We start from the raw sequence: 25,892 nt of genomic DNA, 5'->3' as shown, positions 1-25,892 counted from the left end.
CGGGGATGATCCGGGGCGAGGCGCCCCGGACCGCTCCCCGTCACCGACCCGAGGTGTGGGTCACCCGTGGCTCTTGCCCAGCAGCTCCACGATCTCCTCCGTCGTACCGGTCTCGCCGAGGCGGGGGAAGATCCGCTCGACACTGTTGCGGTGGGTCTCGGCGTCGATGTCGGACATGGCGTCGGTGGCCAGGGTGACGTGGTAGCCGTGTTCGTGGGCGGCGCGAGCGCTGGACTCGACACCGATGCTGGTGGCGATGCCGGCCAGCACGATCTGGGTGATCCCGCGACGGCGCAGGTGCAGGTCGAGGTCGGTGCCGTAGAAGGCGCCCCAGTTCCGCTTGGTGACGACGATGTCCTCCGGGTGACCGGCGAGCGCGTCGACGAGGATGTCCCAGCCCTCCGGCCAGACACGGGGGGCGCGGGCGGGGCCGTCGATACGGCCCTGCGTGCCGTCCGCTCCGTCGGCGGCGGCGGTGACCCGTACGAGGACGACCGGCAGGTCCTGCTCACGGAACGCGTCGGCGAGCCGGACCGCCCGCTCCACCACCTCGGCGGCGGGGTGCGGGGCGAGGCCCGGGTTCCCGACGATGCCGTTCTGCAGGTCGATGACGACGAGCGCGATGTTCGGGTCGAGCGTGGTGACAGCCATGGTCAGGCCTTTCGGGGTGCTGGGGGGGCGCGAGTGCGCGGAGATCGGTCGTGCCGGTGTCGGTCGTGCAGGTATCGGTCATACAGATACCGGTCATACAGATACCGGTCATACAGATACCGGTCATACAGATACCGGTCATGCAGATACCGGTCATGCAGGGTCACCGCCGGGAGCGGTACGGCTCCGGCGCGGTTCGGGGCGAGGGCGCCGACGAGTCCGGCGATCCCCACGAGTGCCGTCGCCCAGGGCCATCGGGGCGATCAGCCGCCGGTCGAAGGAGTTCGCGGGATTCGCGGGAGCGGGGCGCGCCGGACGGACCGTGCGGGCGGGTTCGGGTATCACCGCCGGGTGAGCCGTTCCAGTACCGCCATCGCCTCGATGACGGTCTGCCGCTCGGCCTCGGTGCAGCGGTCCTGGAAGGCCCGGGCCAGCCACTCCACGCGGGCCTGCCGGGTGCCCTCGACCCGCTCGCGTCCGGCGTCGGTGAGCGTGACGAGCTGCCGCCGGCCGTCGCCGGGGTCGGGGTTGCGCTCGATCAGCCCGTACTGGTCGAGGGCGGCGAGCGTGGCGGCCATCGACTGCGGGCGAACCCCCTCGGAGGCCGCGAGCCCGCTGGCCGTGGCGGCGCCGCTCTTGCTGACCAGGGTGAGCGCGGACACCTGGGAGGGCGTGAGGTCCTGCGCCTCGCCCTCCGTCTCCGCGACCTCCCGGATCCGCCGCCGCAGCCGGTTGAACGCGACCCGCAGATCCCGCGCGGCGCGGGCGGCGGAGCCGGAGATGCCGTCGTTGTCGCCGACCACCCCACTGCCTCCGGTCCCCTCGGTGACCTCGCTGCTGTCGTCGCTGTCGTCCACGCCCTCACGCTAAAACCTTCAGGCCGGACTGTCCAGTCCGAACTGCACAGCCTCGCCTGAGCAATCCGGCTCGCACGAGGGTGGGGTCGAGGCCCCGGCGACGCCCCTGATCCACAGGCACTTCGGTCCGGCTCCGGGCAGGATGTGCCCCCGTGAACCCTGTGCATCACGTCCTGTGCGGTCTCGCAGCCAACCCTGCCCTCCCCTCCGAGCTGATCGACCGGCTGGTCGCGGTCGCGGACACCGAGCTCGCCACACACCTGGCCGCCCGCCCGGACCTCGACCACGCACAGGCGCTCGCACTGGCCGCACGGGCGGAGGGTGTCGCCGTACAACTCGCGTACGAGGGACGGCTGACGGCTGCCGACGTGGATCCCGTGGCCCGGCCGCGGGCCGCGCTGGCGTTGCTCGACGAGCGGGCCGCCCCACCGGAGTGGGCACACCGCTTCGCGGCGGATCCGGACACCGACCACCGGGAGAGGCTGGCGGCCTGCCCGGACCTGCCCCCCGAGGTGACGGAGGCGCTCGCCACCGACCCCGAGACATCGGTCGTGGCCGAACTGGCGCTGTGGACCACATCGGCCATGGCGGCCCGACTCGCGAGCCATCCGCACGCCGAGGTCCGCCGCGCGGTGGCGGCCAACGAGGCGACGCCACCGGCCGTACTGGAAACGCTGCTCACGGGCGAGGGGCTGCCTCCGGCACGGCGCTGCCTGGTCTGCGACCACGAACGGCCCCCGGCCGACGGCCTGCGGCCGGATGCGCGGCCGGGCGCCCGGTGCACCGGCTCCCACGAGTCCACCGTGTACGAGACACAGCTGCGGGCACTGGGGAATCCGGCCACGCCCGCCGGGGCCGCCGCCCGCTTCGCCGACCACCCGAGCATGCTGCTGCGCCGGCAACTCGCCGCCCGCCCCGACCTGCCCCGGGAGGCATGGGGCCCGCTGGCCGAAGACCCCGTACCGGGCGTCCGGTCCACCCTCGCCGCCAACCCCGCGATCGACGCCGCCCTGATGCGCGCCCTGGCCGGCGACCTGGGCCATGACATCCGGCGCGGCCTCGCGCACAACCCCCGGGTGCCGCTGGACGTACTCGTCTCCTTGGCGGGCACCGTCCGGATCGGCCCCACCCTGCTGCCCCGGATCGCCGCCGCGTCCCCCGCCGAGGTCGAGGAACTGGCCGAGTCGCCGAACCCGGCGGTACGCATGCTGCTCGCCGAACGGCGCGATCTGCCGCCCCGGATCCGCGACGCGCTGGCCGCCGACCCCGACGCGAAGGTGCTCAAGTCCATCGCCCCGCACCCCGGCCTCACCGAGACCCTCCTGCGCGCCATGATCGACGCTCACGGAGTCCGGGTCCTGGCCAAGGTGGCGACGAACCCCGAAGCCTCGCCGTCGCTACTGGAGTTCGTGGCAAGACACGACCCACCGGCCCGGAAGGCGTTCCGCGAGGTGGCCCGCCACCGCAACGCGACGGCCCCGTCGCTGCTCATCTGCCTGACGGACAGCGACGCGAGACCAGTAGCCGCAGGCCACCCGTCCCTGCCCCCACCCACGACCGTCGAACTGCTCACCGACGACGACTGGCGCGTGGCGGAAGCGGCGGCGTCCAACCCGTCGCTGCCACCGACCGAGATGACCGTACTGACGTCCGTACTGACGCCTTGACCGGCGTACTGACGCCTCGACCGGCCAGAAACCGGCCGGGCGGCGCGGGACACGCCCGCACGACTCCTGCAGCGCCATGAACCGGATCCGGGCCGGACCCGACAGCGGCAAGACCCATCAACTGGTCGTCAGACGCATGCGCGGCCGCCGGGGCGATCCGCACCGACATCAGCCCGGCCGACATGGGTGCCGCCCTCGCAGGCATCGCCCTCACCTCGGCGAAGCCTGAACAACGAAAGCAGGCCGAACTCCTGCTCGACCCCACCCTGGACGGCCTCAAGACCCGTTCGCACACATCACAGAACGTCATAGAACGTCACAGATCGGAACCCTCATGGCTTGACTTCCCCTTCGGGAAGCTCCACCCGTCAGGCGTCGAAGCGGCGGCGGGCGGCCTCGATGTGACCGAGGTACTGGTGGGTCCAGCCGCACATTCCGTCGACCGTCGCCCGAAGGCCCTGGCCCGGCCCGGTGAGGGTGTATTCGACCCGCGGCGGCACGGTGGGGTGCACGCGGCGCTCGACCAGACCGTTGCGCTCCAGCATGCGCAGATTCTGGGTGAGCATCTTGTGGCTGATGCCCTCGATCTCGTTCCGCAGCTCGCTGAAGCGCAGGGTGCCTCCACCGAGGGCCTCGATGATCAGGAACGCCCACTTGTTGGCGACATCCAGGCAGTATGGCCATCACCCTGGTGAACCCCAGCGGATTGCCCAAGATCGATGTCTACCGGCAGGTGTCGATCACATCCGGATCGAAGCTGGTCTTCATCGCCGGGCAGGTCGCCTGGGACGCCGAGGGGGTCACGGTCGGCGAAGGCGACCTCGCCGCGCAGGTCGAGCAGTGCTACCTCAACATCGGCACCGCTCTGGCCGAGGCCGGTGGCTCCTTCGACGACGTGGCGAAACTGACCTTCTACGTCGTCGACTGGACCCCCGACAAGATGCCCCCGCTCCTGGAGGGAATCTCCCGGGCGGCCGCGAAGCTGGGGGTCGCCCCGGTCCCGCCGGCCACACTGCTGGGCGTCGCGGCACTGGACGTCCCCGACCATCTGGTCGAGATCGAAGCCACCGCGATCCTCGACTGAACAGACGCTCTTCACCCACTGAGCGCCGAAGTGGCCAACTACGGCGCCCAGTGGCCGAGTAGCGAGTAGCGCGCTCCGTCACGTCGTTCGCGTGAAGTCCCCGAAGGAGCTCGCACCTCAAATTCGAACAGGCGTACCATTGCCGCGTGCCTGCGACCCATGACTTCCCGAGTGACCTCCTGGCCGGCCAGGAGGAGCTGCATCAGGTCCGGGCGGAGCTCCTGGCCCTGCTCAAACGGCTCCCGTGGTCCGTGGAGCCCCTGGACGGCTTCAGTGACGACAAGGGCTGGCGCAAGATCGAGCGCCCCGCCTCCCCCGGCTGGACGCCCGACGAACAGGCCGAGGTCGAGAAACTCCGCCAACGCGAACGCGAACTCGCCGTCTTCGTGACCTGCCACCGCTTCTGGTCGGAGGTCGCCCCACCGGACACGGTCGAGGCCCGCGCGAAGCTGAAGCACGCCCACGAGGACGCGGGCTGAGTCCTGCGGCCAGGCGGAGCGCCGACGACCGGCCCGACCCCGGCCCCGGCCCAAAAAGGGCGTGCGCACAACCGACCGACGGCTTACGGTCCCGATGGTGAAGAACGACCGCCGTCTCCGCCACCTCGTCGCAGGTGACACCACCTGGCACTGGACCGTCCGGCAGCAGCTGAGGCCCGACTACGCCGAGTGCCGCCTCACGCTCTCCCTCTATCCCGAGGGCACACGGCGCCGGCTGACCCTGACCTTCCGCCCGAGCCAACACCGGATCATCTCGAACTGCTATTTCGAATCCGGAACCTTGGTACGCCTCCCCGACCACACCCACCTCAACCTCTACGAGCCCAGAACGGTCCGCCGCCTCCTCGACACCACCCAACCCGTCCTGAACCTCCGCGCGTCCGAGCCGGTGATCGAACTGGACGGATGGCCGTATTTCGACACGGTCGTGGATACGGACACGACCGCCAGAAATCCGTGAGCCATCCCTTAAATCCGCTAAATCCGCAAGCTGTCCTTTGACAAGGCGCGACCGCGGCCATGGCGTTGTCGACCGCCCGCCGGCGGAACCTGTCCTCTCCCGCGGACTCCGGGACACCCCAGCCCGCTTGAGCTGTTTGATCTCCCGCCGGAGCACTACGCCCCCCCATGGGCACCCCGACGCCAACGAGCAGGATGAAGACCGACGTAGAGCAGCGGCGGTCCCGCAGACACGCATTCACCATTGCCATACCACGCAGAGCAATCCGGACATCACACCACGCGTGCCCTCTAGGTGGCGAAATCGCCCTGCTATGCCTCAAACCGCCGAGAAAGACCAAGGCCCTTCTCACTGTCCTGACGTGTTGGGCACGGACGGTTTCGAACCGCTGACATCCGCCTCGTAAGTTCGATCCATCAGCCGCCCTGGAGCTTTTAGGCCCTCGCTCGTCGGGCGCGTGCGGTTGCTCAAGGCTGCCTGTGTACGCCGACGTTGATGTCAACTGGTGGTGTCAGGTTAGATGGTGCGATGGAGCGCGTTGAGGCAGAACTGTTCACGGACGGTGGGAACAACGCTGTGGTGCGCCTGCCACCTCGACGGTTCCCCGGCGTCTTGATCCAGGGTGACTCTCTCTCCATCATCCGTAGCGAAGTTGCCGAAGTCATTGAAGCCTGCGACCAGGGCGACCTCGCCGGGGCACGGGAAACCGCCGGCCTTCTGCTGGCTGACCTCGATGAGTTGTTGGCGCGGTACACCGCCGCGCTGGATGCCCACAAGGTCCCGCGGCCGTACTGATTGCAAGGCTCTGGCCTTTGAAAGCTGGATCGCTGCTTTGTAAGGGCGGACGTGGTCTTCGGCATGTCCGCCCAGGTCACTACGGCTGTAGCGGCAGCCCAGGTAAACGGTGCTTCTCGACTGCTACGAGCCGTCGTTGACCATGGCTGACCGCACGATGTGGCACGGCAGTGGCACGGGGACTGCTTCGTCCCGAAGCAAATTGGGCGCGGCTGCTGCCTTGGACTGGCGTGTCTTTCACCTGTACTAATGGTTCGCAGGCGTCCGCGCTTGTCCGCCGCCGTTCGTCGGCGTTGTCACGCAGTTGGACACTCAGTACGTGCACTGACATCAGGTCTTCTGTTGGCCGGGCAGGGCTTTGTTGAGAGCCCCTTCAATAGTGGCTCTGGCAGAGGTTGAACCCGGGATTAGGGTCAATGCTGCAGTAGCTAGGAGCAAGACACGAACGGAACCTGCCGCGTCTCCGGCACCAGGAAGTAGTGGGATTATTCCGGCAAAGAGCGCCATGGCTGCCGCAGGGGCAATATGGCGAGCAAACCGGGATAATCTGGAGAGTCTAGTTATCTGAGGCGCAGTCTCCAGGAGTGCTTCCATATCTCCTTCCAGGGCAGCCAGAAATCCACCGAGCATTGAGTCGCATATTTTTTTATAGTCTTCTTTGGTGTGCGCTTTAGCGAGGGCTTCTGCATGATCACGAATCCGTGCAGCAATCCGAGCGTGAGTCATTTTTATGCTACGGCGTAGCTCTTTCTCACTCACCCACGTGTACCTCAGCGGGGTGCCGTTAAACTCTACATCCAGGGCGGAGAAGTACGCCTGTTTCCGAACGGCCAACCGGGCAGACCTATTTAGATATTCATTGGTGTGCAAGTTCAGGAAAAGGAGAGTAGTCGCATAGAAGAGAGCCTTGGTTACGGTGTCAAGAATCTCTTCAGTCTCGACTGTCCCGCGCCTGTACAGGTAATCCAAGAAGGCCTCAGAAGCCTTTCCGGCGCCGTACCCGGAGGTGAGGGTGAGTGCTCCAAGAATCATCCACCCTGCAGGCCCGTTCGTGAAAACTCTGTACAGAATCAACCCCGCATAGATTGCCATTTGGGTGGATGCGATCGGTAGGAGCAGAGTGAATGTGTGCCTGGTCAGGTTCCTTTTCTGCACCTCATCAGTTCGGCTCGGTCTGATGTCTCCTCTAAGGGTGCGCCAGATCGCTCGTCTGAGTTGAACCGTTAAACCGACAAGTGCAAAACCCAGAGCGGCCACCATCTGTTCGGGAATGGGTGTTCTCAGATTGGCTGAACTCGCCTTGATCGCGCCAACAGACTCTAGAAATTGCCTGGAGTTGACCAGATAGACTGCGGTTGAAGACCCCAATATTAAGATTGCAATGCAGAACGCTATCTGCATTCGCCCCCATCTTTCCTCCAGGCGAGGGTGGATAGTGGACCGTTCCATGACAGAAATCACGGATTGAGCGACCTGGCGAAGTTGTTCGGCTGGTAGTTCTCCGCCGATCCAACTGACTCGTAGCCAGACTTCTCGCCTCCGCTCTCGCAACACTTCGTTGAGAGCGTCTTCTCTATCTGGACTGGTGTGCCGAGTGCTGATGGTTCCCCCCTGTGCCCGTGATGTCCTAGCCCGTATTGTGTTGGACTACCGGTACGGGGACGTCGAGGTCGGCGGAGCGGCTCTGGGCGGGAGCTGCTTTGGGGCGAGTGATCATGGCCCCGTAAGCTTCCGGCGAGTCGGGCAGTCTGTGGACCTGCCCGTTAAAGCACGACGTTGGGGCCATGATCTTAGAGGCTCGCCCCAAAGTGGCTGCCTAAAGCCGTGGAGCCGACCGCCCCAGCCACAGAGGGTGTCTCCACTTCTTGCCCGCTGCCGCCGAGCGCGCCGCCGGGCGCGGCCAGCCGGGGCGGAGACAGGAGGCAGGCCGCGCCGCAGAGGCGGCCCGCGCCCGCGCCGTGCGCGGGCCTTGATGAAGTAGGGAAAGTTCTACCGCGCCCACTGATCGTCAGTTTGTCCTGTCTCGGTTGATGCTTGACGTTGTCGCTTCACCTGATGCTTGATCGCGACGGAGGCCGGGCCCACGTCGCACAGCACATATGCCTGTTCCGCCGTGGCGTGCGCAAGGGCGCCGGGGCTCGGGGAGTACGGCGAAGATGAGCGCGTCCTCCAGTTTCGCCAGGTGCCCCGTCACCGGGTCGACATGGCTCGCGGCCCCCATCTGCCTGCGTGACCGCGGCGCCCGCAGGCGCCTACGGTGCGAGCACCGGACTGCTCGCAGGCCTCGAAGCGGTCCAGGAGCACGCCGAACTGGTCGGCAGGATGCCGTCCACGCGTACGCCGTTCGTGCTGACCCTCGTGCCGCGGCGATCGCGTTCGTGTCCGGCCGGAAGACCAGCCACACCCCGAGAGGGTCGGTCGAGTGACGAGCCCGGATCCCGGCGTGTTCATCAGCTCCGCCCAGATGTACCAGGAGGTAACAGACCTGGCCCAGACGGTCAGCCGCATCGAGTCCAAGGTGGACCACTTCCTCGACGAGGCAAAGGACATCCGCGGGGATGCCCAGGACCACGAGCTCTGGATCCGCACTCTCGAACGGGCTCGGTGGCCCATGCTGACGATCGGTGTTCTCGCCGGTGTGGCCGGCACGGCCACCGGCGCCGCCGCTCTGTTCGCCAGATGACCGCGCACCGCTCTCCTACGGGAAGACGGGGCCGCTTCGTTGCGCCCGGATACTCTGCCGCCATGATTCGTGCGGTGGTGTTCGACGTCGGTGAGTGCTTGGTGGACGAGACCCGGGAGTACGGCACGTGGGCCGACTGGCTCGGCGTACCCCGCCACACGTTCCACGCGATGTTCGGCGCGGTCATCGCCCAGGGCCGCGACTACCGAGAGACGTTCCAGGAGTTCCGCCCCGGCTTCGATCTGTACAAGGAACGCGAGGCGCGCGCCGCGGCCGGCCGGCCCGAGATATTCGGTGAGGACGATCTGTACAACGACGTCCGCCCGGCGCTGGCGCAGCTGCGGGCAGACGGTCTCTGGCTCGGTATCGCCGGGAACCAGACCGTCCGTGCGGGCCGCATCCTGCGGGAGTTGTTCACGGACGACGTCGACCTGATCGGTACCTCCGACGACTGGGGTGCCTCGAAGCCGGACATTGCGTTCTTCGACCGGGTCGCCGAGGTCGTCCCCTTCACCGGCGAGGAAATCCTCTACGTCGGTGACCGCGTCGACAACGACCTGCGCCCGGCCGTCGCTGCGGGCATGGCGACAGCGCTGGTACACCGTGGTCCCTGGGCCACCATCCAGTGGCAGACGGAGGAAGCCGAGACGCTCCCCACTTTCCGGGTGGAGAGCCTCCTCGAACTGTCCGGTCTGATCCGGAGCTTCAACGCGCGAGCGCACTGACCGTCGTCGACCACCCATAGAGTCGGTCGTCGAGGTCACGCACGCACTTCTCGTGCTGGTGCGGCGTCAACGCGCGCCGCACCTCCCGTACGCGGTCCATGCCCATCGCGTACCAAGTCCGTTCAAGCTGCTCAAGCGCACGTACCGCGTACGAACACGCGGCCTCCGGGTCACCGGCCGCGGCCTCGACCGCGGCGAGATCGCCGAGCACCACGGTCTCCTGTTTCCCGGCCCCGGGCCCGAGCGCCTCAAGGACGCCGAGGAGTGTTGTTCGGGCCTGCGGCAAGTGACCCGCGCGCAGCTGAGTGTTCCCCTTGAAAGCGGCCAGGCGGACGGAGCTGAACCAGTCGAACCACTCCGGGCGCTCCTGCTCGGTGTCCGTGCCGAGGATGACCTCGGCGTGCCCGATCAGATGCAGAGCCGTCCGGGTGTTGCCGCAGCGGGTCTCACATTCCGCCTCGACCGCATCCAGCCACGCCAGAAGGCCCGCGCATACGGGCCCGCGGCGCGCATAGGTACGGGCGGCAACCATCCGCTCCACCGCTGCATCTCGCTCGCCTGCCCATCCCGGGATGAAAGCGGTATGCGCCAGGACTGCGGCGCCGAGCAGCGGATCGTCCGCCTCACCCGCGGCCTGGAGTGCACGGAGCAGGGTCTGCTGAGCACGGTCGGCCTCCCGCAGGTCGAAGAACTCGATCCTCCCGGCGAGGAGGTACGTCTCGGCGAGTGCGGCCGCGACCGAAACTCGGGTCTGGCCTGCGGTCTCGGGGAGAAGTGCGCAGCCGAGGGTCGCGTGCGCGATCGCCGACGGGTGCAAGATGGCTGGGGCCACGGACCAGTACAGGCGCCGGTGTGAGCGTGTCACGGCCTGGAAATCCTCCGCGACGGACGCGGGTTGTATGCCGGCGACGTTCCGCGTGGGGACGGCGGACAGGCCGACCGCGGCCGCGCCGCCGGTGAGCATGGTGCGGCGGCTGCGGTCGGGGACGACGCCGTCAGGCGGCGTGAATCCGAGGTGTTCCAGCTCCTGGCCGAGTGTGCGTGTGAGAGCGTGCGCCACGTCGCCTTGCGGCCACGGCGGAGTGTTGGACTCCCAGCGGCGGACTTGGCGCACGCCGACGCCGAGGGCGTTGGCAAGGTCCTGCTGTGACCGGTAGCCAGCCGCGATGCGGGCCGACTTGAGACGGGTGTTACCCATGGCGCACCTCTCTGATTGAGCGTGCCCCAAGTGTCCCGACAGGCCCTCCTCTTGGCCAGCAGTCACCCTTTCGGAGCACAAAAAGTCCTCTTTGACGCGAGGGAAAGACCTCTTGAAGTCCTCGAACCCTGCGTTGTCGCGGGCCACTCTTGTACGCACCAGACCACCGGTGCCGCAGGGAGCCATGATGTCGACGACGAACTTGCGAACGTCCGCGGGCTGCACGCCGAGCGAGGCGGGCGACGAATGGGACGCGATCCGCGTGACCCGCAGCACCGGCCTGACGGTCATGGACGTCCTCGGCGCCCGCTGCGGCGCTGTCGTCGACGACCCGCTGACCACCTGCTTGTACTTCTTCGTCAGCCCGGGCACGGCCGCTGTATGGGACGTCGACACGACGAGTCCGCTCGGCGCGGGGAGCACCGTGCCGATCCCCCCAGCCCGCCGGACGCAGGGACCGGGTCCGCATTGGCGGATGCGCCCGGGTGAGGACACGTGGCTCACGGATGCTGACGCGCTGAAGGCGGCGCTTGAGGACGGCCTGAGCCCGCGGCTCGGAGCGGAGCATTTCGGATGAGCAGGGCAGCCGTCGCCGAGCGGGTCACTGTGACGTACCGCAGGTGGACAAGGCATCTCCACTCGTGCCGGCAGTGCGGGGCGGACGGTTCGTGCCGAAGCGGGGAGCCGCTGAAGGCGGCGTGGAAGCAGGCCCAAAAGAGAGGCCAGTCATGAATGACGTCGTTCCGATCTGCTGCCGCTGCGACCGCAGCATCCGCGCTGCCGAGCTGTACGACCGGCACGACCACGATCGCCCGACCGGGGCTCCGATGGTGAACTACAGCCACCGAGGCGGATGTCCGGACCCGCAGGCCCTCGTTGCCGACGCGCCCGCCACTGCGCCGGCAACAGGATGAAGACGGTCACCCATCCGAGGAGTGGCCGTCGTGCACGTACTAGATACCCTCGGCGGCACTCCAGCCCTGCGGCCCTCTGACGTGTGCCGTAAGGCTTGAGATACGGTCAATTATCGAACGTTTGTTCGCACAAATGAGTGACAGACCAGGCAGCGAGCGTCCTGATACACATGGACGCACCGACCACCCAGGTCACCCCCTGACCTGCACAGTCACCGTGATCGTTTAGGGGAAATCCAGGGGACGGGCCCCGGTAATAGGGGTGCAGTGAGGGCGTAGTCAGGGCGCAGGCAGACCGCATGGGGAACCCACGAGAAAGGCCCCGGACTCTCCCTGAGCTGGGAGTTCCGGGGCCTATCCACTGGTCATCCTGGTGGGCGCGGACGGTTTCGAACCGCCGACATCCGCCTTGTAAGGGCGGCGCTCTACCACTGAGCTACGCGCCCAGGACGAGTCGACAGCCTACATTGCCCGGGGGGATGCCCCGCAAACCCGTATCCGGGGAACGGAGCGGGGGTTATCCCCACCAAGGATCCGGGAGGCGCCCGGATCCCCCGTCGGCCTCCGGGTCCGTACGGTCGGTCGAAGAGCGTCGGAAGAGCGGGCCCCCGGGGGGCCGGGGCCGGCGCGCGTCGCCGTTCTTCTCGGCCGTTCCGTCCAGGGGGAGATCTTCATGGCTCGGGTACAGACACATCGGGTACAGACACAAACGCAGAAAGAAACAACGCAGACAGAAACGCAGACAGCAGCGCAAGGACAGACACGGACACCGGCCCGTGCCCGGGGCCGGGCCCGTGCTCGGGGCCCTGTCCGGGCCGTGGCCGTCGCCGGCGCCGTTGTCGCTCTCGTCGCGACCGCCGCCGCCTGCGGTGCGAGTGCCGGGGACGACAGGCACCCGGAGCACCGGGCCTTCGCGCTGCACGGGCGGACGCTCACCGTGGATTCCGACGACTCCGCACTGGAGCTCGCGGTCGCCGGATCCGCGAACGCGGACAAGGTCGAGGTCACCCGGTGGTTCCAGGGGCATGTCGCCGTCGGTGACGATCCCCGGGTGACCTGGGCCATGAAGGACGACCGGCTCACCCTGCGGACGAAGTGCTCGGGCCTGGTCGCCGACTGCAGTGCCAGGCACCGGATCGTGGTGCCGCGCGACGTCGCCGTCAAGGTCGTCGAAGGGGACGGGAGCGTGCGCGCGAGTGGTTTCAAGGAGGCGCTCGGCATTCGTACGGCCGACGGGAGCATCCGTGTGACGGACTCCTCCGGGGCGCTGGACCTGCGTACCGCCGACGGCTCGATCAGCGCGCTCGGCGTCGACTCGCGCAGCGTGCGCGCCCACACCGCGGACGGGTCGGTACGGCTCGAACTCGGCGTCGTGCCCGACCTGGTCGAGGTCCGCAGCCAGGACGGTTCCCTCACCATCGGGCTGCCCCACGGCACCTACCGGGTGACGGCCGAGGCCGGTGACGGCTCGGTGCGGGTGTCCGTGCCGCGGGACCCGGCCAGTTCCCACGTGGTGTCCGCCCGCGCAAACGACGGAAGCGTCACAGTACGAACCGCGAACTAACCGGCCCGTGTGTTCGTCCTTAACCGGTGGGAGAATGACACCGGGCAAGGCGGACGCAAGCACGGGAGAGGGATGTGACGGCGACACCTTCAGAGCCGCACACACCGTTTGTGCCGTGCGCGCAGTCGGTACGCCGTCAGACTCAGCCTCGTGATGGCCGGCCTCAGCCTCGCCTTGGGCAGCCTCAGCCTCGCCTTGGGCAGCCTCAGCCTCGTCCTGGTCGTTCGCATCCTCATCCGTACCTTGACGTGCTGACCCTCGTCGCCCTCCCCCTCCTCGCCGCCCTCGCGCTCCCCGCCGCCTTCGCCGGTGGTGGCACCCGGCGGTGGTTCGGCGGGCGGGCCGAGAGCCAGCGGGCCGAGGCGCAGGCCGCGAAGGACGCCGCCGCGGCCGCCTTCTACGAGCTGGACACCGCCCAGCGCGATCTGCGGATCTCGATCGAGACCATCACCGCCGTCGACGACTCCCCCGCCGCCCGCCGCGCCGTCTCCGACTTCGCGGCGCTGGGGCGGCGCATCGACGAGGCCAGCCAGAAGTACATCGAAGCCGTCGACGCCCACGATCTCGACCGGGACGAACTGGAGGCGTCGGTCGCCACCCACGCCCGCACCGAACTCACCGCCGCCAAGGACGAGCTGGGCCGGGTCAAACAAGAACTGGACCGGTTCACCCAAGGGCTTGAGCCGCTGCTCGGGAAGGCCGAGACGCAGCTCGCCCGGCTCGCGCCGGCCGTCGAGCGCGCCCGCCAGGCCCTGCTCGCCGCCTCGAACGCCCTCGACGGCGTACGGGAGACAGGGCTCAGAGCCGATGATCTCGCCGCCCGGCTCGCCGCGCTCGGGCCCGAGCTGACCAAGCTCAACCAGGGGGCCGGACAGCACGGCGTACCGGAGACGCTGGAGCGCGCCGAGCGGGTCTCCCGGGAGGCCGCGGCGGTGCGTGCGGAGGCCGAGCGGCTACCCGAGCGGGCCGCCGAGATCGACCACCGGCTGGTCTCGCTGCGCACCCGCGCCGAGGCGCTGACCACCCGTTCCGGACAGGTCGAGCCGGTGCTCAGCGAGCTGCGGCGGCGGTTCTCGGCCGCCTGCTGGCAGGACCTGCAGCACGTACCGGAGCAGGCCGCGGAGAACGTACGGCAGGCCGAGCTCAAGCTGAAGGAGGCGCAGGCCGCGCGCGAGGCCCAGCGCTGGCCGGACGCGACCTCGCTGCTGTCCACCGTACGGGCGCTGCTGAACGGCACCGACGAGGCCGTGTCGGCGGCCGGCGACCGGCTGCGGCGGCTGAACGCCGTCGCCAAGGACCCCCAGCAGGAGATCGACCGGACCCGGTTCGCCATCCGTGACGCCCAGCGGCTCGCCATGGCGGGCCGCAACACGCCCGACCCCCGGCACGCCCGTCCGCTCGACGACTCCGTCGCCCGTCTCGACCGCGCCATCGCCACGCTGGAGGGGCGCCACCCCGACTACTGGCACTTCCTGACCGAGACGGAGGCGGTGCGGGCGACGGCGGCCCGGGTGGTCTCGCAGATCCGCGAGGAGCGCGGCGGCCCGGCCTGACCCCGGGGCCTGTCCGGCGGATCATGCCGGGGCCGCGCCGCGGGGTCCGGCGTTGGCGCTCCGGAGCTCCCTGTCGGATGCTGGGAAGTACGTACGGCCTCCGCTAGCTGCAGAGGGAGTCGGACATGGCCACGCACGTAATTCATCCCGGATCCAGGCGGCGCATCGACTTCGACAAGCATCTGCCCGTCGATCACCGGCTGAACACGTTCTACCGGTTCGGCGCGGGCCTGATGGGCCTGGCGCTGCTCGCCTTCGGCATCCTGGGCATCATCAACAAGGTCGGCTTCTTCAGCACCCTCGGGGACACGGTCGTGGGGCTGAACACCAACGGCGCGCTGAGCGTGCTGTCGATCTGCGTCGGGCTGCTCCTGTTCGTGGGCATGGTGATCGGCGGGAACTTCGCCTCGACGCTCAACATGGTCCTCGGCGTCCTGTTCATCCTCAGCGGCTTCCTGAACCTGGCGCTGCTGGACACCGGCTTCAACTTCCTCGCCTTCCACATCCAGAACGTGCTGTTCAGCTTTGTGGTGGGCATCCTGCTGATGTTCTTCGGGATGTACGGGAGGGTCGGCTCGGCCCTGCCGCACGACAACCCGTACTGGAAGGCCCGTCATCCCGAACAGGTGGAGCGGGAGGACCGGATCCGGGCGCTGCAGGCGTCGGCCACGGCAGCGGCCCTGCAACAAAGTCACAGGGCCGCGCCGACGCCTGGGGCCATAAGCCCCGGGACCACAGGCCCCGGAGCCATGGACCCCGGGGCCAAGGACCCCAAGGCCATGGACCCCAAGGCCATGGACCCCTGACGCCGCTGGGGCCGCTAAGGCCGTGATCAGGTGCGGTACGCGTAGTACGCCGAGTTCGGGTACGACGCGAGGATGCTCGACAGCGACCGGCGGTAGGTGTCGGCATCGTGGTACGTCAGGTACGGCATGCCGGTGGAGCTGCGGTAGGACGTGATCATGGTGTGATCCTTGGCCCCGTCCTTGTCGAAGTCGACCTGCATGACGTCACCGACGTCCATCTGGTAGACGTTCGCCAGCGGCGTGGTGCGCTTGGCGGTCTGGGTGAACCAGGACCACTCGTTCACGCCCGCCCAGGAGTCGGACTGGCCGTTGGCGACGTAGTACCAGGTGTCGTACTCCTCCGGAGTCACGGTGCTGATCGGCTGCCAGCCGCCCGCCAGCAGGCTCTGGCTCACGAAGTTGGTGCAGTCACCGCCGACCCCGTTGAACTTCCGGTAGGCCGTGTTGTAGTTCTTCCAGTACTTCTCGGCGTAGGTCGCCATCGCCGCGTAGTCGTACGCGCCTCCGGTGAGCTTCTTGGGGTTGGCGGGCGCGGGATACGTGGTTGCTGCCGGGGGGGCGTCGACAACAGCCATCGGGGTCATGCGCGCCGCTGTGGCGAGGACGGGCTGGTTGATCTGCCGGGAGCCCTGGTCGGTGTCGCGTATGCCCGCGAGGTTCCAGGTGCCGTCCGACTGGGCGACGAAGGTCAGGACGTGATGCGCATCGAAACCCGTGGTGCCGGGCTCGTCGCCGTGGATCTTCTTGTAGGTGAGGGTGGTGGTCTCGGTGACCCAGGCGGTGGCCTTCTTCCCCCACACCAGCGTCCGGTCGACGGTGACCTTGGTGTCGGCGGCGGTGTAGGCCTCACCCAGCGCCGCGAGGCGGGACCGGGTGCCGTGCAGGGAGGTGATCGCGACGCCCTCCGTCTTCGTCAGCGCGGAGGACAGCTTGATGCCTCCTGTCGACTTCGCCGAGAGTGCCGTGCGGGGTGCCGCCCGGTTCTTGTCGAGGAGGGCCGCCGTACGGTCGGTGAGCACCGCGTCCGCCGTCCGGCCGAAGGCGTCGGTCGTGGCCGGGGTCACGACGGCGATCGACGTGTTCGCCGCGTGGGCGGTGGACAGGGGGAGCAGAACGGCGGAGAGCGCGACCGCCGTCAGGGTCGAGCATCGGCTCAACGTCTTCGATCTCACTGATGATTCTCCTTATCCCCGGTCAGGCACCGGGGAGGAAATCTTTACATGTCCCACCCAACTGTGGTGAATCCGGGGGGATCTTGTGCGCGCACGGGTCAACTCCCTTGAGAAAAAGGTAAGTTGACGCACCGACAGGCGCCTTGGTCACCATCGACTACTTCACCACCGTCGACCAGTCGGGGGACTGTGCGGGGTCCAGGCTGCGCAGCCGCTCCAGGGTCCCGGGCTTCTGCACGTCGAGCCAGTCGGCCAGTTCACGGAAGGACACACAGCGAACGCCCTTCTTCGTGCACACGTTCTTGACGACCTGGTCGACGGACTTCATGTAGATGCCACCGTTCCAGTCCTCGAAGTGGTTGCCGATGAACAGCGGTGCGCGGCTGCCGTAGTACACCCGGTTGAAACCGTTCATGTACGACGCGACGGTCTCTTGCTCCCACTCGGGGTACCGGGCCGGATCGCCCTGGGTCGAGTCGCCGGACTGGTTGGCGAGGAAGTTGAAGTCCATGGACAGGCCTTGGAACTTGCCGCCCTCGTAGGGGAGCTGCTGGAGCGGGAAGTCCCAGACGCCCTCCTTCTTGGTGGGCCATATCTGGAGGCCGCCCGGGGAGCTCGCGTCGTAGCTCCAGTCGTAGTCCTTGGCGGTCGCCTTCATGGCCTTGAGCAGGTTCTCCTGGCCCTCCAGACAGGGCGCGCGCCCGCCGCTGACCTCGCGTACGGGGTCGAACGGCAGGGCCGGCAGGTCGCTGTCGCCGGTGTTGGTCTTCCACTTCTCGACGAACGAGAAGAACTGCTTGATCTCGCTCTCCCACTCCGCCACGCTCCAGTCCCCGCCGCCCTTGTCACCGCAGAAGTGGCCGTTGAAGTGGGTGCCGATCTCGTTGCCGTCCTTCCACGCCTTGCCGAGCTCCTCCACCGTGTCCCGGATGTGCTCGTTGGTGGCGTAGTCGATCGCCGCGGAGCCGGGCGAGTGCATCGGCGGTTCGTAGAGCGTCTTCTTGTCCTTGGGCAGCAGATAGATGCCGGTCAGGAAGAACGTCATATGCGCGTTGTACTGCTTGGCCAGCTCCTGGTAGTGCGAGAAGAGGTTGTCGTCACCCTGGAGGGCGCCGTCCCAGGAGAAGACGACGAACTGGGGCGGCTTCTCACCGGGTTTGAGCGGGACGGGCTTCAACTGGCCCTTCTGCGGCCCGGTGTAGGACGTGGAGCCGTCCCCGAGCACCTTCGTCTTGCCGTCCCACGGGGGTTCTTTGGTCGTCTTGGTGGTGCTGGTCCCGGAGCGGGGCCCACCGGCCGAGGCCGCCGGTGTGGTGTTGTCCGAGTGGTTCAGCGCCAGGAAGGTGGCGGTCGTCGACGTCACGACAAGGAAGGCCGCCATGGCCACGAAACCCTGGCGGGCGGAACCAGGAGCGGGTGCGGGGTCGCGGCGGCGGCGACCGCTGTGCTTCGAGTTCATACGGGGCACATTCTGCGAGGGGGGTGGAAGGAGCGGGCGGGGGCCTCTCGGCCGTCGGGGTGCGCGGTGGCCTCTCGGCCGTCGGGGTGGGCGGCCTCGTGGCCGTCGCGGTCAGCCGAGCAGACTCATGGCGCCGGCCCAGATGCCGTACGGGACGTCGTCGGCGGACGCGCCGGCGAGCCCCTTGAGCGGCAGTGGTTCGAGGCTCTTGGTCAGGTCGATGCGGTAGAGGACGACCGCGGTCGACACGGAGTCGTTCGTGCCGACGTACCAGGCGGCGGTGTCGTCCGCCGTGGTGCCGGCCTTCCCTGCCGTGTCCGGTGCGCTCTTGGCCGCGGTGGGATGCGCTCCACCGAAGGCGTCCGTGAGCGCCTCGGTGACCTCACGGGCCACCTCGGCGCTCACCGCGCGCTCGGGGCGGGGCGTGGCCAGGGCGACCTGGGAGCCGTTGCGGGTGAGGCGTCGCACGGAGTACGGCTCGATGTGCGACCCGCCCGCGGCGAAGGTGCCATAGGCGTTGGCCATCCGGATCGCGCTGGGCGTGGAGTTGCCCAGGGACAGCGCGGGCACCTGGGGTCCCATGCTCGACGAGAGCAGCCCGGCCGCTTCGGCGGTCTGCCGCACCTTGTCCAGGCCCGTGTCCATGCCGAGCTGCATGAACGGCACGTTCACGGACTCGGCGAGCGCCCGGCGCAGGCTGATCCGCCCCCAGGACTTGTTGCCGTCGTTGTGGGCGGCGACCTTCTTGTTGGCGCGGTCCCAGTAGGGCCCTTCGGGTGTGGTGACAGGGACGTTGTCGTTACCGTCGTAGAGCGTCTCCGGCGTGACCGGTGTCGCCGTGCTGTCGCGGGTCTTGTGGATGCCGTGTTCCAGCCCTGCCGCGTAGACGAAGGGCAGGAACGCCGAACCGGCCGGGACGGTGGTCGCGTTGGACTCGTTGTAGCCCTGCGTACGGTGGTCGGGGCCGCCGTAGACGGCGAGGATTTCGCCGTCGGCGGCCACCGAGGAGGCGCCGTAGTGGGCGGTCTTCGCCGTCGCGGGGTCGTCCTTCAGCGCCTTGTTGCGGGCCTTGGTGACGGCGTTGGTGAGCGACGTCTCCCGCTTCCGGTCGAAGGTCGTGTAGATCTGGTAGCCGCCCAGGTCGAACTGCTGGTCCGAGATGTGCCCGGCCTTCTTGGCGTACTGGGTCGCGAGCTCCACCAGATAGTCGCTCTGCTTGCCGGTGTCGAAGGTCTGGGACTGCGTGGTCGGCTCGGGGAACTTCGTGTACTTGGCCCGCTCGGCCGGCGACAGCTTGCCGATCTTGACCATGCGGTCGAGGATCCACGACCAGCGGTCCACGGCACGCTTGTGGTTCGCCTGGCTCAGCGTGGGGTCGTACAAGCCCGCGCCCTTCAGCAGGGACGCGAGCATCGCGGCCTCGCCGACGTTGAGTTGGCCGACGTCCTTGCCGTAGTACGCCTGGGCGGCCCGCTGGATGCCGTACGTGCCACGGCCGAACCAGCTGGTGTTCAGGTACCCCTCAAGGATCTTGTCCTTGCTCATCTTCTGGTCCAGTTTGAGCGAGATCATCGCCTCGGTGAACTTGCGGCCCACCGACCGGTTCTGGTTCAGATAGACGTTCTTGACGTACTGCTGGGTGATCGTGGAGCCGCCCTCGGTGTTCCCCTCGCCGACCGTGCGCACCAGGGCACGGGTGATGCCCTTGAAGGAGATGCCCGGGTCGGAGTAGAAGCTCTCGTTCTCCGCCGCCAGCACCGCCCAGCGCACGCCCTCGGGGATGTCCTTCAGCGGCATCGCCTGCCGCCGCACCCACCCGGTACGGGCCATCGGCGTCCCGTCGGACCAGAAGTAGACGTTGTCCTGCTGGGTGGCGTAGGTGTTCAGGTTCTGGGGTATGTCTGTGGCGGCATAGGCGATGGCCAGGAACGTGGCGCTCAGCCCGATGCCCAGGCCCCAGGCGCCGAGCCACTGGCGCCAGGAGGGCATCCAGCGCCGCCAGCCGGTGCGGCCGGGCCGGGGGTACTGCGGTCTGAGACGGCGGACGAAGGGGGCGAACCGCCCGGCGAGCGCGGAGGACGATGCCGGTTTACGGCGGGTGCCACGATGGCCGGAAATCGCCCCCCCGTCGGCTCGTTGTGCGGTTTCCTCCACGCTTGAGCGCGCCTCGGAGAGATCATCGGTGGGCACGTCGGTGCGCGGCGGGATACGCAGCTGAGTGGTCTCGTCGGCGGGACCGTCGACACGCGGCGGGATGCGGAGCTGAGTGGTCTCCTCGGCGGGACCGTCGGTGCGGAACGGAACACGGAACTGGGTGGTCTTTTCGGCGGGAGTCTCGTTCTCCGGACGACGGCTCGCGGGCCGTCCCGGCTCGGCCGCGGGGCGGTCCGGGCGGTCCTCGCCCTCCCCGCTAGCCACGGCGGGCTCCGGCGCGTGGACGACCCAAGGGATTCTGGGCATCTGTTCGATGCCATGCCTCGGTCACGACTGCGTCTCCCTCCGCACTTGGTCAATGCGCGCGCGGGTAGTGCAGCGGCCGCACATGCGGCTGCGAGCCCCCCTCCCCGACCTTGCGGCTCGTCGCGGCTCTCCTAAATTATCAGCGACTAATACGATCTCTTCGCTCAGGAACCAGACAGAAATGTTCGGCAGGTCAAGGGGGGCCCGCCGAACACGCCGAACACATCGAGCGGATCCGGACGCGGGAGCGCCGCGCCGCCGCGTACCGGGCGGGACGGCCGAACCCTTCGGTCGTCGCCGGACGCCCGCTAACCTGTGGGCATGCCTCGCTACGAGTACCGCTGCCGGACCTGCGGCGACACGTTCGAACTGAGCCGCCCGATGGCGGAATCCGCCGCTCCGGCGGCCTGCCCCGCCGGACACGACGACACCGTGAAACTCCTGTCGACGGTCGCGGTGGCCACCGGCGGCTCGGCCTCCGCGGCCGCCCCGCGCCCCACCGAGGGCGGCGGAGGCGGGTGTTGCGGCGGGGGTTGCTGCGGCTGATCGTTCGAGATTTTCAGCAACTCTTCAGCTTCTCGTCGCCCACACCCTCCGCACAGACCGCCCACAGTCTTCACTCGGTCGCCCCACACAAGCCCCGACGACTCCGTCCGACCGCCGACACGACTCCCACCCGACCGCCGGGCCCGACTCCCGCTCGGGCGCCGGGCCCGGCCTCGTTCAGGCCGGGCCCGGGCGGCCGCAGGCGTGGGTGAACTCCCGCAGGATCCGCTCCCCCGCCGCCACCCCGCGCTCCGGGAGGGCGGTGATCGCGGGAGCCGTCCAGTCGGCCTCGGCCAGTTCCCCGTGGCCGGGCCGCCAGCCGCGGTCTGCGGCCAGCAACAGGTCCGCGTCGAGCAGGGAGTCCCCGGCGGCGAGGGTCAGGATCGCGCCGGTGCGCCGGGCGACCTCGCGCACGGCCGCGCTCTTGGTGAGCGGCTTCGGCACGGCGTAGATCTTGCGGCCCTGCAACGACACCGTCCAGCCGCGCTCCTCGGCCCAGACCGCGAGTTCCTTCACCCACTCCTCGGGCAGCAGCTCGCGCTCCACCACCAGATAGACGAACAGGTCCTCGGCGACCCGGTGCTTGCGGACCCAGAGCGGATCGGCGGTGGCCGCCAGATGCTCCCGGACCTCGTCCAGCGGAGCGCACTCGTCGGCCAGCCGCGCGGTCACGGCCGCGTGCCAGTCGAGGTCGGAGACACCGTCGACGAGCAGATGCCCGCCGTTGGCGCAGATCGCGTACGTCGGGGCGGGACCCGGCAGGTTGATGCGCTGGTACTGCTTGCGGGTACGGGTCGTGGTGGGCACGAAGTGGGCACTGTCGCCGAGCTCGGTGAGCAGCGCGGCGGCCGTCTCGGTCATGTACGACAGCGGCTTCGCCTCGTGCACCTCGACACAGAGCAGCCGGGGCGCCCGCGCGTCGGGCATGGTCAGCGCGAGGGCGGCGGAGGAGTAGATCAGCGTACGGTCGAGATCGCTGGCGACGAGTACCTTGGGCGCGGACATCAGACCGCCACCGCCCTGCCGTCGGCGCCGGTCGCCCCGCGGGTGTACTTCGGGTGGATCAACCCCACGCAGGTGTAGGGGAGTTCGTCGACCTCCTCGACGGGCACCCCGCGCTGCTCCGCCAGCAGGCGTACGTGGTCGAGGTCCGCCCCCGCTCCGGCGCGCGCGAGGATCTTCCAGGGGACGCGGCGCAGCAGCACGCGGGTGGTCTCGCCGACGCCCGGCTTGACGAGGTTCACGTCGTGGATCTCGTACTCCTCGCTGATCCGCTCGACGGCCGCCCAGCCCTCCCAGGTGGGGGTGCGGTCGGCGGCGAGGAGCTCCTTGGCCTGGGCGCAGGCCGCGTCGGCGACGTCGGGGAAGTGGGCGGCGACGGTGTCCAGGAAGTCGACGGAGACGTCGGAGCCGGCGAGTTCCCGGTAGAACTTCGCGCCGTGGAAGTCGTACTCGCCGACCAGGTCCGAGCGCAGCACGGTACGCGAAATCAGGCCGGACACCGTCGAGTTGAGGCAGGCGGAGGGGATGAGGAAGTCCTCGCGGGTGCCGTACGTCCGTACGCACGAGCCCGGGTCGGCGAGCACCGCGATCTCCGGGTCGAAGCCGGTGATGCCCTCGGCGGACTCGAACTCCCTGATGGCCTCGGTGAGTTCGCGGGTGATGGCGCCCTTGCCGGTCCAGCCGTCGACGAACACGATGTCGGCCGGGTCGTGGTGGGCGGCCAGCCAGCGCAGCGCGTTGGTGTCGATGCCGCGGCCGCGGACGATGGAGACGGCGTAGTGCGGCAGGTCGAGGCCGTGCCGGTGCTGGGCCCAGCGGCGCATCAGGACGCCGACGGGGGTGCCCGCGCGGGCCAGCGAGACGAGTACGGGGTGCGGAGAGCGTTCGGCGAGCACCAGCTCGGTGACGGCGCCGACGGCCTGGGCGATCCGGGCGGCCGAGGTGCCGAGGGCCGTGTGGAACAGCTCCTGGTACTGGGGGCTGGGCTGGTACTCGACCGGCAGCGACTCGGCGTAGTGGGCGCCGCCGCTCTGGATCGCCTCCTCGCGCTCCTCGGTCGGCGCCTCCAGCCTCACGTCCGAGAGGTCCTGCAGCAGCCAGCCGACCTCGTCGGGCGCGTACGAGGAGAAGGCGGGGCCGCGGAGGGGCTCGGGGAGCATGGAGGGCCTTTCGGGGGACGGCCGTGCGGGGACGTACGACGGGACGACGGCGAGCAGGACGCTCGGGGTGTGTTCCGCGAGCCGGGCCAGCAGGCCGTCCGGGGCGTGCAGTTCGGGGGTGTCGGCGGTGGAGTCGACGACGGCGACCACGGCGTCGAAACCGGCGCCCGCGACGTTGTAGGCGTAGCGCTCGCCCGGGCCGTCGTCGGGGTCGTCGTGGGCCGGGAAGACGAGACGGGTCCGTATGGCGTAACCGGGGTCGTCGACGGCCAGCACCGGGGACCGGGTGGTCGTGGAGTACCGCACCTCGGCGGCCACCACCTGTTCCAGTTCCCGCGCCAGCCTGAGCGGGGCGTACATCAGCTCCTCGCACCCGAGTACCAGCACCCGGCGGGCCCCGTCCGGCAACGCGTCGGCGACCCGGGCGGCCATGGCGGGCAGCGCCCCGTCCAGGCGTATTCGGTGCCCGGGCGTGAACCCGTGCCGGCCCCCGTCGGGAACCCCGCGCGGCCAGCCGAGCTCGACCCGGACGGCACCGGGGTGTTCCCCGCGGGGCCGGGCGCTCTCGGACGGCCGCGGCTGCTCTCCGGACACTGCCGTACCCGCACCGGGAACCCCGGGGCGGGCGGCGGTCTCGTACTGCGCCACCAGGGCCTGGCCCTTCTCCAGCACCCCCTCGGGGAGCTTGACGGTGCCGGTCGCCGCGGCGACCAGGTCCACCCTCGCGCCGATCTCCGCCGCGAACTCCTCCAGGCGGCCCAGGTCCGCGGCCGAGCGCATGTCGACCAGGGCCACGATCACATAGCGGTCGCGCGGGTAGCGGGCGTGGAGGTCGCGGACGGTGTTGAGGACGGTGTTGCCGGTGGAGAACTCGTCGTCGACGAGGACCAGGGGTCCCGGGCCCGCGAGCAGGTGGGGGTCCTCCGGAAGGAGGAGGTGGGAGGTGGCGTGGGAGTGCGACTCCTCGAAGCCGCCCGCCGTGTCGACGCCGGGGACGGGGCGACGGGTCGAGTGGAGGTAGGGCGCGCGGCCCACGCCGTCGGCGACGGAGTGGCCGAGGCCGGTGGCCGTCTCGGCGTACCCGAGGACCACGGCTGCGCGGGCCTCCTCGGTGCCGAGCAGCTCCCGTACCCGGCGGCCGAGCGCGAACCCGTGTCCGTACACCACGGACGGCGACTGCGGGACGTGCTTGCCGAGCACGTTCGAGACGAGCAGATGCGCCCGCCGGGGGTTGCGCCGCAGCGCGAGCCCCAGCAGGTCGCTCAGCTTCTCGTCACCGACGAGCTCGACACCCAGCCGCTCGGCGACCCAGGTCCCCGTCCACACCACGTTCTTCATCGATTCCTTGTTGGTCGGTCGGTAGAGGTCGGTCGACAGAGGTCGGTCGACAGGAGTTGGCCGGTGGGAGTCGGCCCGCAGGGAGCGGTCAGTCCGTCGGGCCGGCGCGGTTCAGGTCGGCAGACCGGCCGCGAGCAGCTCCACGAAACCGATGTCCTCGTTCGCGACACCGAACACCTCGGCACGCTGCAGGGTGCGCTCGGCCCAGGCGCGGTGCGGCTTCACCTCGTTCATCTTGTTCGTGTACGAGGATCTCAGAACACCCCCGCCGCAGCGCTCGGGCCTGAGGATGTCCTGCGCGTCGCTGTACTCCTCGTGGCTGACCACGGACAGCGCGTGCACGGCCGGTACGTGCGAGGGGTGGATGCAGGTCTTGCCGAGCAGACCGTTGGCCCGGTCGAGGGCGATCTCGCGCAGCAGCCCGTCCATGTCGTGCTCGATCAGCGACTGGCGCAGTTCCTCGACCTCACCCTCCTGGAAGGGGCTGCGGCGCAGCTGCGGCTTGAACATGCGTTCCTGGACCCGGAAGTACTCCCACACCGGCCCGGTCACCGTGAAACCGGTGCCGTCCGAGCGGCCCAGCATGTTCACCACGTCGGCGATCACGGAGGCGACGATCTGGACGTCGTACGCGGTCATGTCGGGCGCTCTGCGCAGCCCGTACGCCGAGCAGAAGTCGGTGACGCCCAGGCGCAGCGCGAGGACGCGGTCGCGGTACTTGTCGACGACGCGGAAGATGCCCTCCAGGGTCTCCCGGCGGCTCTCCAGGTACAGCAGCCCGGGCGACTCCAGGACCGGCATGGCGAACAGCCGCCGCCCGCTCGCGGACTCCGCCGCGGTGAGCGCCTCCATGAAGAGGACGCCCCGCTCCTCGGTGAACTTCGGCAGTACGAATCCGGACAGCAGCCGTACGGAGGGGCCGAGGCGCTGGACGAGGTCCGGGATCTGCTCGGGTTCGCGGACCCGTACGAACAGCAGCGGGAGCTCGGTGTTCGGCGGCCGTGCGGCCAGGTCGGCGAACTGCCGGACCAGGTTCTCCTCGGCGCCCACGACCTCGGAGTCGTCGATCGAGTCCTCCAGGCACAGCACCATGGAGACCACACCACGCCCGGCCTGCTTGATGACGTCGTCGGCGAGACGGGGCCTGGTCGCGGGGCTGTACAGGGTGGCTCCGAGGGCCGCCGCGAGCACACGGGCGGGGGAGTCGGCGGTGAACACGCACGGTTCCCGGTAGAAGAGACGCTGCCGCTGTTCAGGGGCGATGTGCCCGAAATGACGCATGAAACTCCCCCGTGTCG

Annotated in this window: 22 protein-coding genes, 1 tRNA gene and 3 pseudogenes; 13 read left to right on the top strand and 13 right to left on the bottom strand. The window is 69.0% G+C overall.

Annotated elements, in window-relative coordinates; translation table 11 throughout:
- Positions 1-60: 60 nt before the first annotated feature.
- Both RV986_RS36305 and RV986_RS36300 read right to left on the bottom strand, forming a co-directional pair.
- Positions 61-651, bottom strand: coding sequence for a hydrolase (locus RV986_RS36305; protein WP_475921413.1), 591 nt, complete (start codon positions 649-651; stop codon positions 61-63).
- A 341-nt stretch (positions 652-992) separates the two neighbouring features.
- Positions 993-1,454 carry a MarR family winged helix-turn-helix transcriptional regulator gene (locus RV986_RS36300; protein ID WP_475924562.1) on the bottom strand — a complete coding sequence of 154 codons (462 nt, stop codon included), beginning with the start codon at positions 1,452-1,454 and terminating at the stop codon, positions 993-995.
- 215 nt (positions 1,455-1,669) lie between these two features.
- Here RV986_RS36300 and RV986_RS36295 point away from each other — a divergent pair, with 215 nt between their 5' ends.
- Positions 1,670-3,175, top strand: coding sequence for a hypothetical protein (locus RV986_RS36295; RefSeq protein WP_475924561.1), 1,506 nt, complete (start codon positions 1,670-1,672; stop codon positions 3,173-3,175).
- A 131-nt stretch (positions 3,176-3,306) separates the two neighbouring features.
- Positions 3,307-3,462: pseudogene (locus RV986_RS36290) on the top strand (SbtR family transcriptional regulator); the annotation flags it as partial.
- An 81-nt stretch (positions 3,463-3,543) separates the two neighbouring features.
- Here RV986_RS36290 and RV986_RS36285 read toward each other — a convergent pair.
- A pseudogene (locus RV986_RS36285) lies at positions 3,544-3,843 on the bottom strand (winged helix-turn-helix transcriptional regulator); the annotation flags it as partial.
- 8 nt (positions 3,844-3,851) lie between these two features.
- On the opposite strand from RV986_RS36285, the gene RV986_RS36280 reads away from it, so the two are divergent.
- The 4 genes from RV986_RS36280 to RV986_RS36265 all read left to right on the top strand — a co-directional run bounded on the left by RV986_RS36280 (position 3,852) and on the right by RV986_RS36265 (position 6,014).
- Entirely contained in the window at positions 3,852-4,259 is a 408-nt protein-coding gene (locus RV986_RS36280) for a RidA family protein (protein WP_475921412.1), read from the top strand.
- A 146-nt stretch (positions 4,260-4,405) separates the two neighbouring features.
- Positions 4,406-4,738: a hypothetical protein gene (locus RV986_RS36275; RefSeq protein ID WP_475921411.1), complete on the top strand. Its 333-nt coding sequence runs from the start codon at positions 4,406-4,408 to the stop codon at positions 4,736-4,738.
- A gap of 94 nt (positions 4,739-4,832) precedes the next feature.
- Positions 4,833-5,219, top strand: a complete 387-nt coding sequence (locus tag RV986_RS36270; RefSeq protein ID WP_475921410.1) for a hypothetical protein — start codon at positions 4,833-4,835, stop codon at positions 5,217-5,219.
- A 528-nt stretch (positions 5,220-5,747) separates the two neighbouring features.
- Positions 5,748-6,014, top strand: a complete 267-nt coding sequence (locus RV986_RS36265; RefSeq protein WP_475921409.1) for a DUF6959 family protein — start codon at positions 5,748-5,750, stop codon at positions 6,012-6,014.
- 330 nt (positions 6,015-6,344) lie between these two features.
- Here the strand turns inward: RV986_RS36265 and RV986_RS36260 are convergent, their stop codons facing one another.
- Together RV986_RS36260 and RV986_RS36255 are read right to left on the bottom strand one after the other, a co-directional pair.
- Entirely contained in the window at positions 6,345-7,415 is a 1,071-nt protein-coding gene (locus tag RV986_RS36260; protein WP_475921408.1) for a hypothetical protein, read from the bottom strand.
- 718 nt (positions 7,416-8,133) lie between these two features.
- Positions 8,134-8,241, bottom strand: a pseudogene (locus RV986_RS36255) (XRE family transcriptional regulator); the annotation flags it as partial.
- A gap of 195 nt (positions 8,242-8,436) precedes the next feature.
- On the opposite strand from RV986_RS36255, the gene RV986_RS36250 reads away from it, so the two are divergent.
- Both RV986_RS36250 and RV986_RS36245 read left to right on the top strand, forming a co-directional pair.
- Entirely contained in the window at positions 8,437-8,697 is a 261-nt protein-coding gene (locus RV986_RS36250) for a hypothetical protein (RefSeq protein WP_475921407.1), read from the top strand.
- A 62-nt stretch (positions 8,698-8,759) separates the two neighbouring features.
- The gene (locus tag RV986_RS36245; protein WP_475921406.1) at positions 8,760-9,422 is read left to right on the top strand and encodes an HAD family hydrolase; all 663 of its coding nucleotides are present in this window, start codon (positions 8,760-8,762) and stop codon (positions 9,420-9,422) included.
- Here the strand turns inward: RV986_RS36245 and RV986_RS36240 are convergent.
- The gene (locus RV986_RS36240) at positions 9,403-10,620 is read right to left on the bottom strand and encodes a helix-turn-helix transcriptional regulator (protein WP_475921405.1); all 1,218 of its coding nucleotides are present in this window, start codon (positions 10,618-10,620) and stop codon (positions 9,403-9,405) included. The two genes, RV986_RS36245 and RV986_RS36240, sit on opposite strands and share 20 nt — an antisense overlap.
- 187 nt (positions 10,621-10,807) lie before the next feature.
- Between RV986_RS36240 and RV986_RS36235 the strand changes: the two genes are divergently transcribed.
- Positions 10,808-11,197, top strand: a complete 390-nt coding sequence (locus RV986_RS36235) for a hypothetical protein (RefSeq protein ID WP_475921404.1) — start codon at positions 10,808-10,810, stop codon at positions 11,195-11,197.
- Between the two features lie 708 nt (positions 11,198-11,905).
- Here the strand turns inward: RV986_RS36235 and RV986_RS36230 are convergent.
- Positions 11,906-11,980: transfer RNA gene (locus tag RV986_RS36230), tRNA-Val, on the bottom strand.
- A 371-nt stretch (positions 11,981-12,351) separates the two neighbouring features.
- On the opposite strand from RV986_RS36230, the gene RV986_RS36225 reads away from it, so the two are divergent.
- From RV986_RS36225 to RV986_RS36215, 3 genes are all read left to right on the top strand, one after another.
- Positions 12,352-13,098: a DUF4097 family beta strand repeat-containing protein gene (locus RV986_RS36225; RefSeq protein WP_475921403.1), complete on the top strand. Its 747-nt coding sequence runs from the start codon at positions 12,352-12,354 to the stop codon at positions 13,096-13,098.
- 248 nt (positions 13,099-13,346) lie between these two features.
- On the top strand, positions 13,347-14,651 hold the full coding sequence (locus tag RV986_RS36220; RefSeq protein ID WP_475921402.1) for a hypothetical protein: 1,305 nt from the start codon (positions 13,347-13,349) through the stop codon (positions 14,649-14,651).
- Positions 14,652-14,776: 125 nt separating this feature from the next.
- Positions 14,777-15,457 carry a DUF4383 domain-containing protein gene (locus RV986_RS36215; RefSeq protein ID WP_475921401.1) on the top strand — a complete coding sequence of 227 codons (681 nt, stop codon included), beginning with the start codon at positions 14,777-14,779 and terminating at the stop codon, positions 15,455-15,457.
- A gap of 26 nt (positions 15,458-15,483) precedes the next feature.
- On the opposite strand, the gene RV986_RS36210 is transcribed toward RV986_RS36215, so the two are convergent.
- From RV986_RS36210 to RV986_RS36200, 3 genes are all read right to left on the bottom strand, one after another.
- Positions 15,484-16,629: an amidase domain-containing protein gene (locus RV986_RS36210; protein ID WP_475921400.1), complete on the bottom strand. Its 1,146-nt coding sequence runs from the start codon at positions 16,627-16,629 to the stop codon at positions 15,484-15,486.
- 157 nt (positions 16,630-16,786) lie between these two features.
- Positions 16,787-18,088: a polysaccharide deacetylase family protein gene (locus tag RV986_RS36205; protein ID WP_475921399.1), complete on the bottom strand. Its 1,302-nt coding sequence runs from the start codon at positions 18,086-18,088 to the stop codon at positions 16,787-16,789.
- A gap of 111 nt (positions 18,089-18,199) precedes the next feature.
- Positions 18,200-20,506, bottom strand: coding sequence for a transglycosylase domain-containing protein (locus tag RV986_RS36200; protein ID WP_475921398.1), 2,307 nt, complete (start codon positions 20,504-20,506; stop codon positions 18,200-18,202).
- Positions 20,507-20,869: 363 nt separating this feature from the next.
- Here RV986_RS36200 and RV986_RS36195 point away from each other — a divergent pair, with 363 nt between their 5' ends.
- Positions 20,870-21,094, top strand: coding sequence for an FmdB family zinc ribbon protein (locus RV986_RS36195; protein WP_475921397.1), 225 nt, complete (start codon positions 20,870-20,872; stop codon positions 21,092-21,094).
- Positions 21,095-21,271: 177 nt separating this feature from the next.
- On the opposite strand, the gene RV986_RS36190 is transcribed toward RV986_RS36195, so the two are convergent.
- The 3 genes from RV986_RS36190 to RV986_RS36180 all read right to left on the bottom strand — a co-directional run bounded on the left by RV986_RS36190 (position 21,272) and on the right by RV986_RS36180 (position 25,875).
- Positions 21,272-22,099 (bottom strand): HAD family hydrolase, encoded by an 828-nt coding sequence (locus tag RV986_RS36190; protein ID WP_475921396.1) that lies wholly within the window; start codon positions 22,097-22,099, stop codon positions 21,272-21,274.
- On the bottom strand, positions 22,099-24,594 hold the full coding sequence (locus RV986_RS36185) for a phosphoribosyltransferase (protein ID WP_475921395.1): 2,496 nt from the start codon (positions 24,592-24,594) through the stop codon (positions 22,099-22,101). The genes RV986_RS36190 and RV986_RS36185 overlap by 1 nt, the downstream gene beginning before the upstream one ends.
- Positions 24,595-24,705: 111 nt before the next feature.
- Positions 24,706-25,875 carry an HpcH/HpaI aldolase/citrate lyase family protein gene (locus tag RV986_RS36180; RefSeq protein ID WP_475921394.1) on the bottom strand — a complete coding sequence of 390 codons (1,170 nt, stop codon included), beginning with the start codon at positions 25,873-25,875 and terminating at the stop codon, positions 24,706-24,708.
- Positions 25,876-25,892: the final 17 nt, after the last annotated feature.

Source organism: Streptomyces sp. RLA012, from assembly GCF_056270325.1.
Note: the sequence above shows the minus strand (reverse complement) of the source record. Positions and strands in the feature narration are given on the sequence as shown.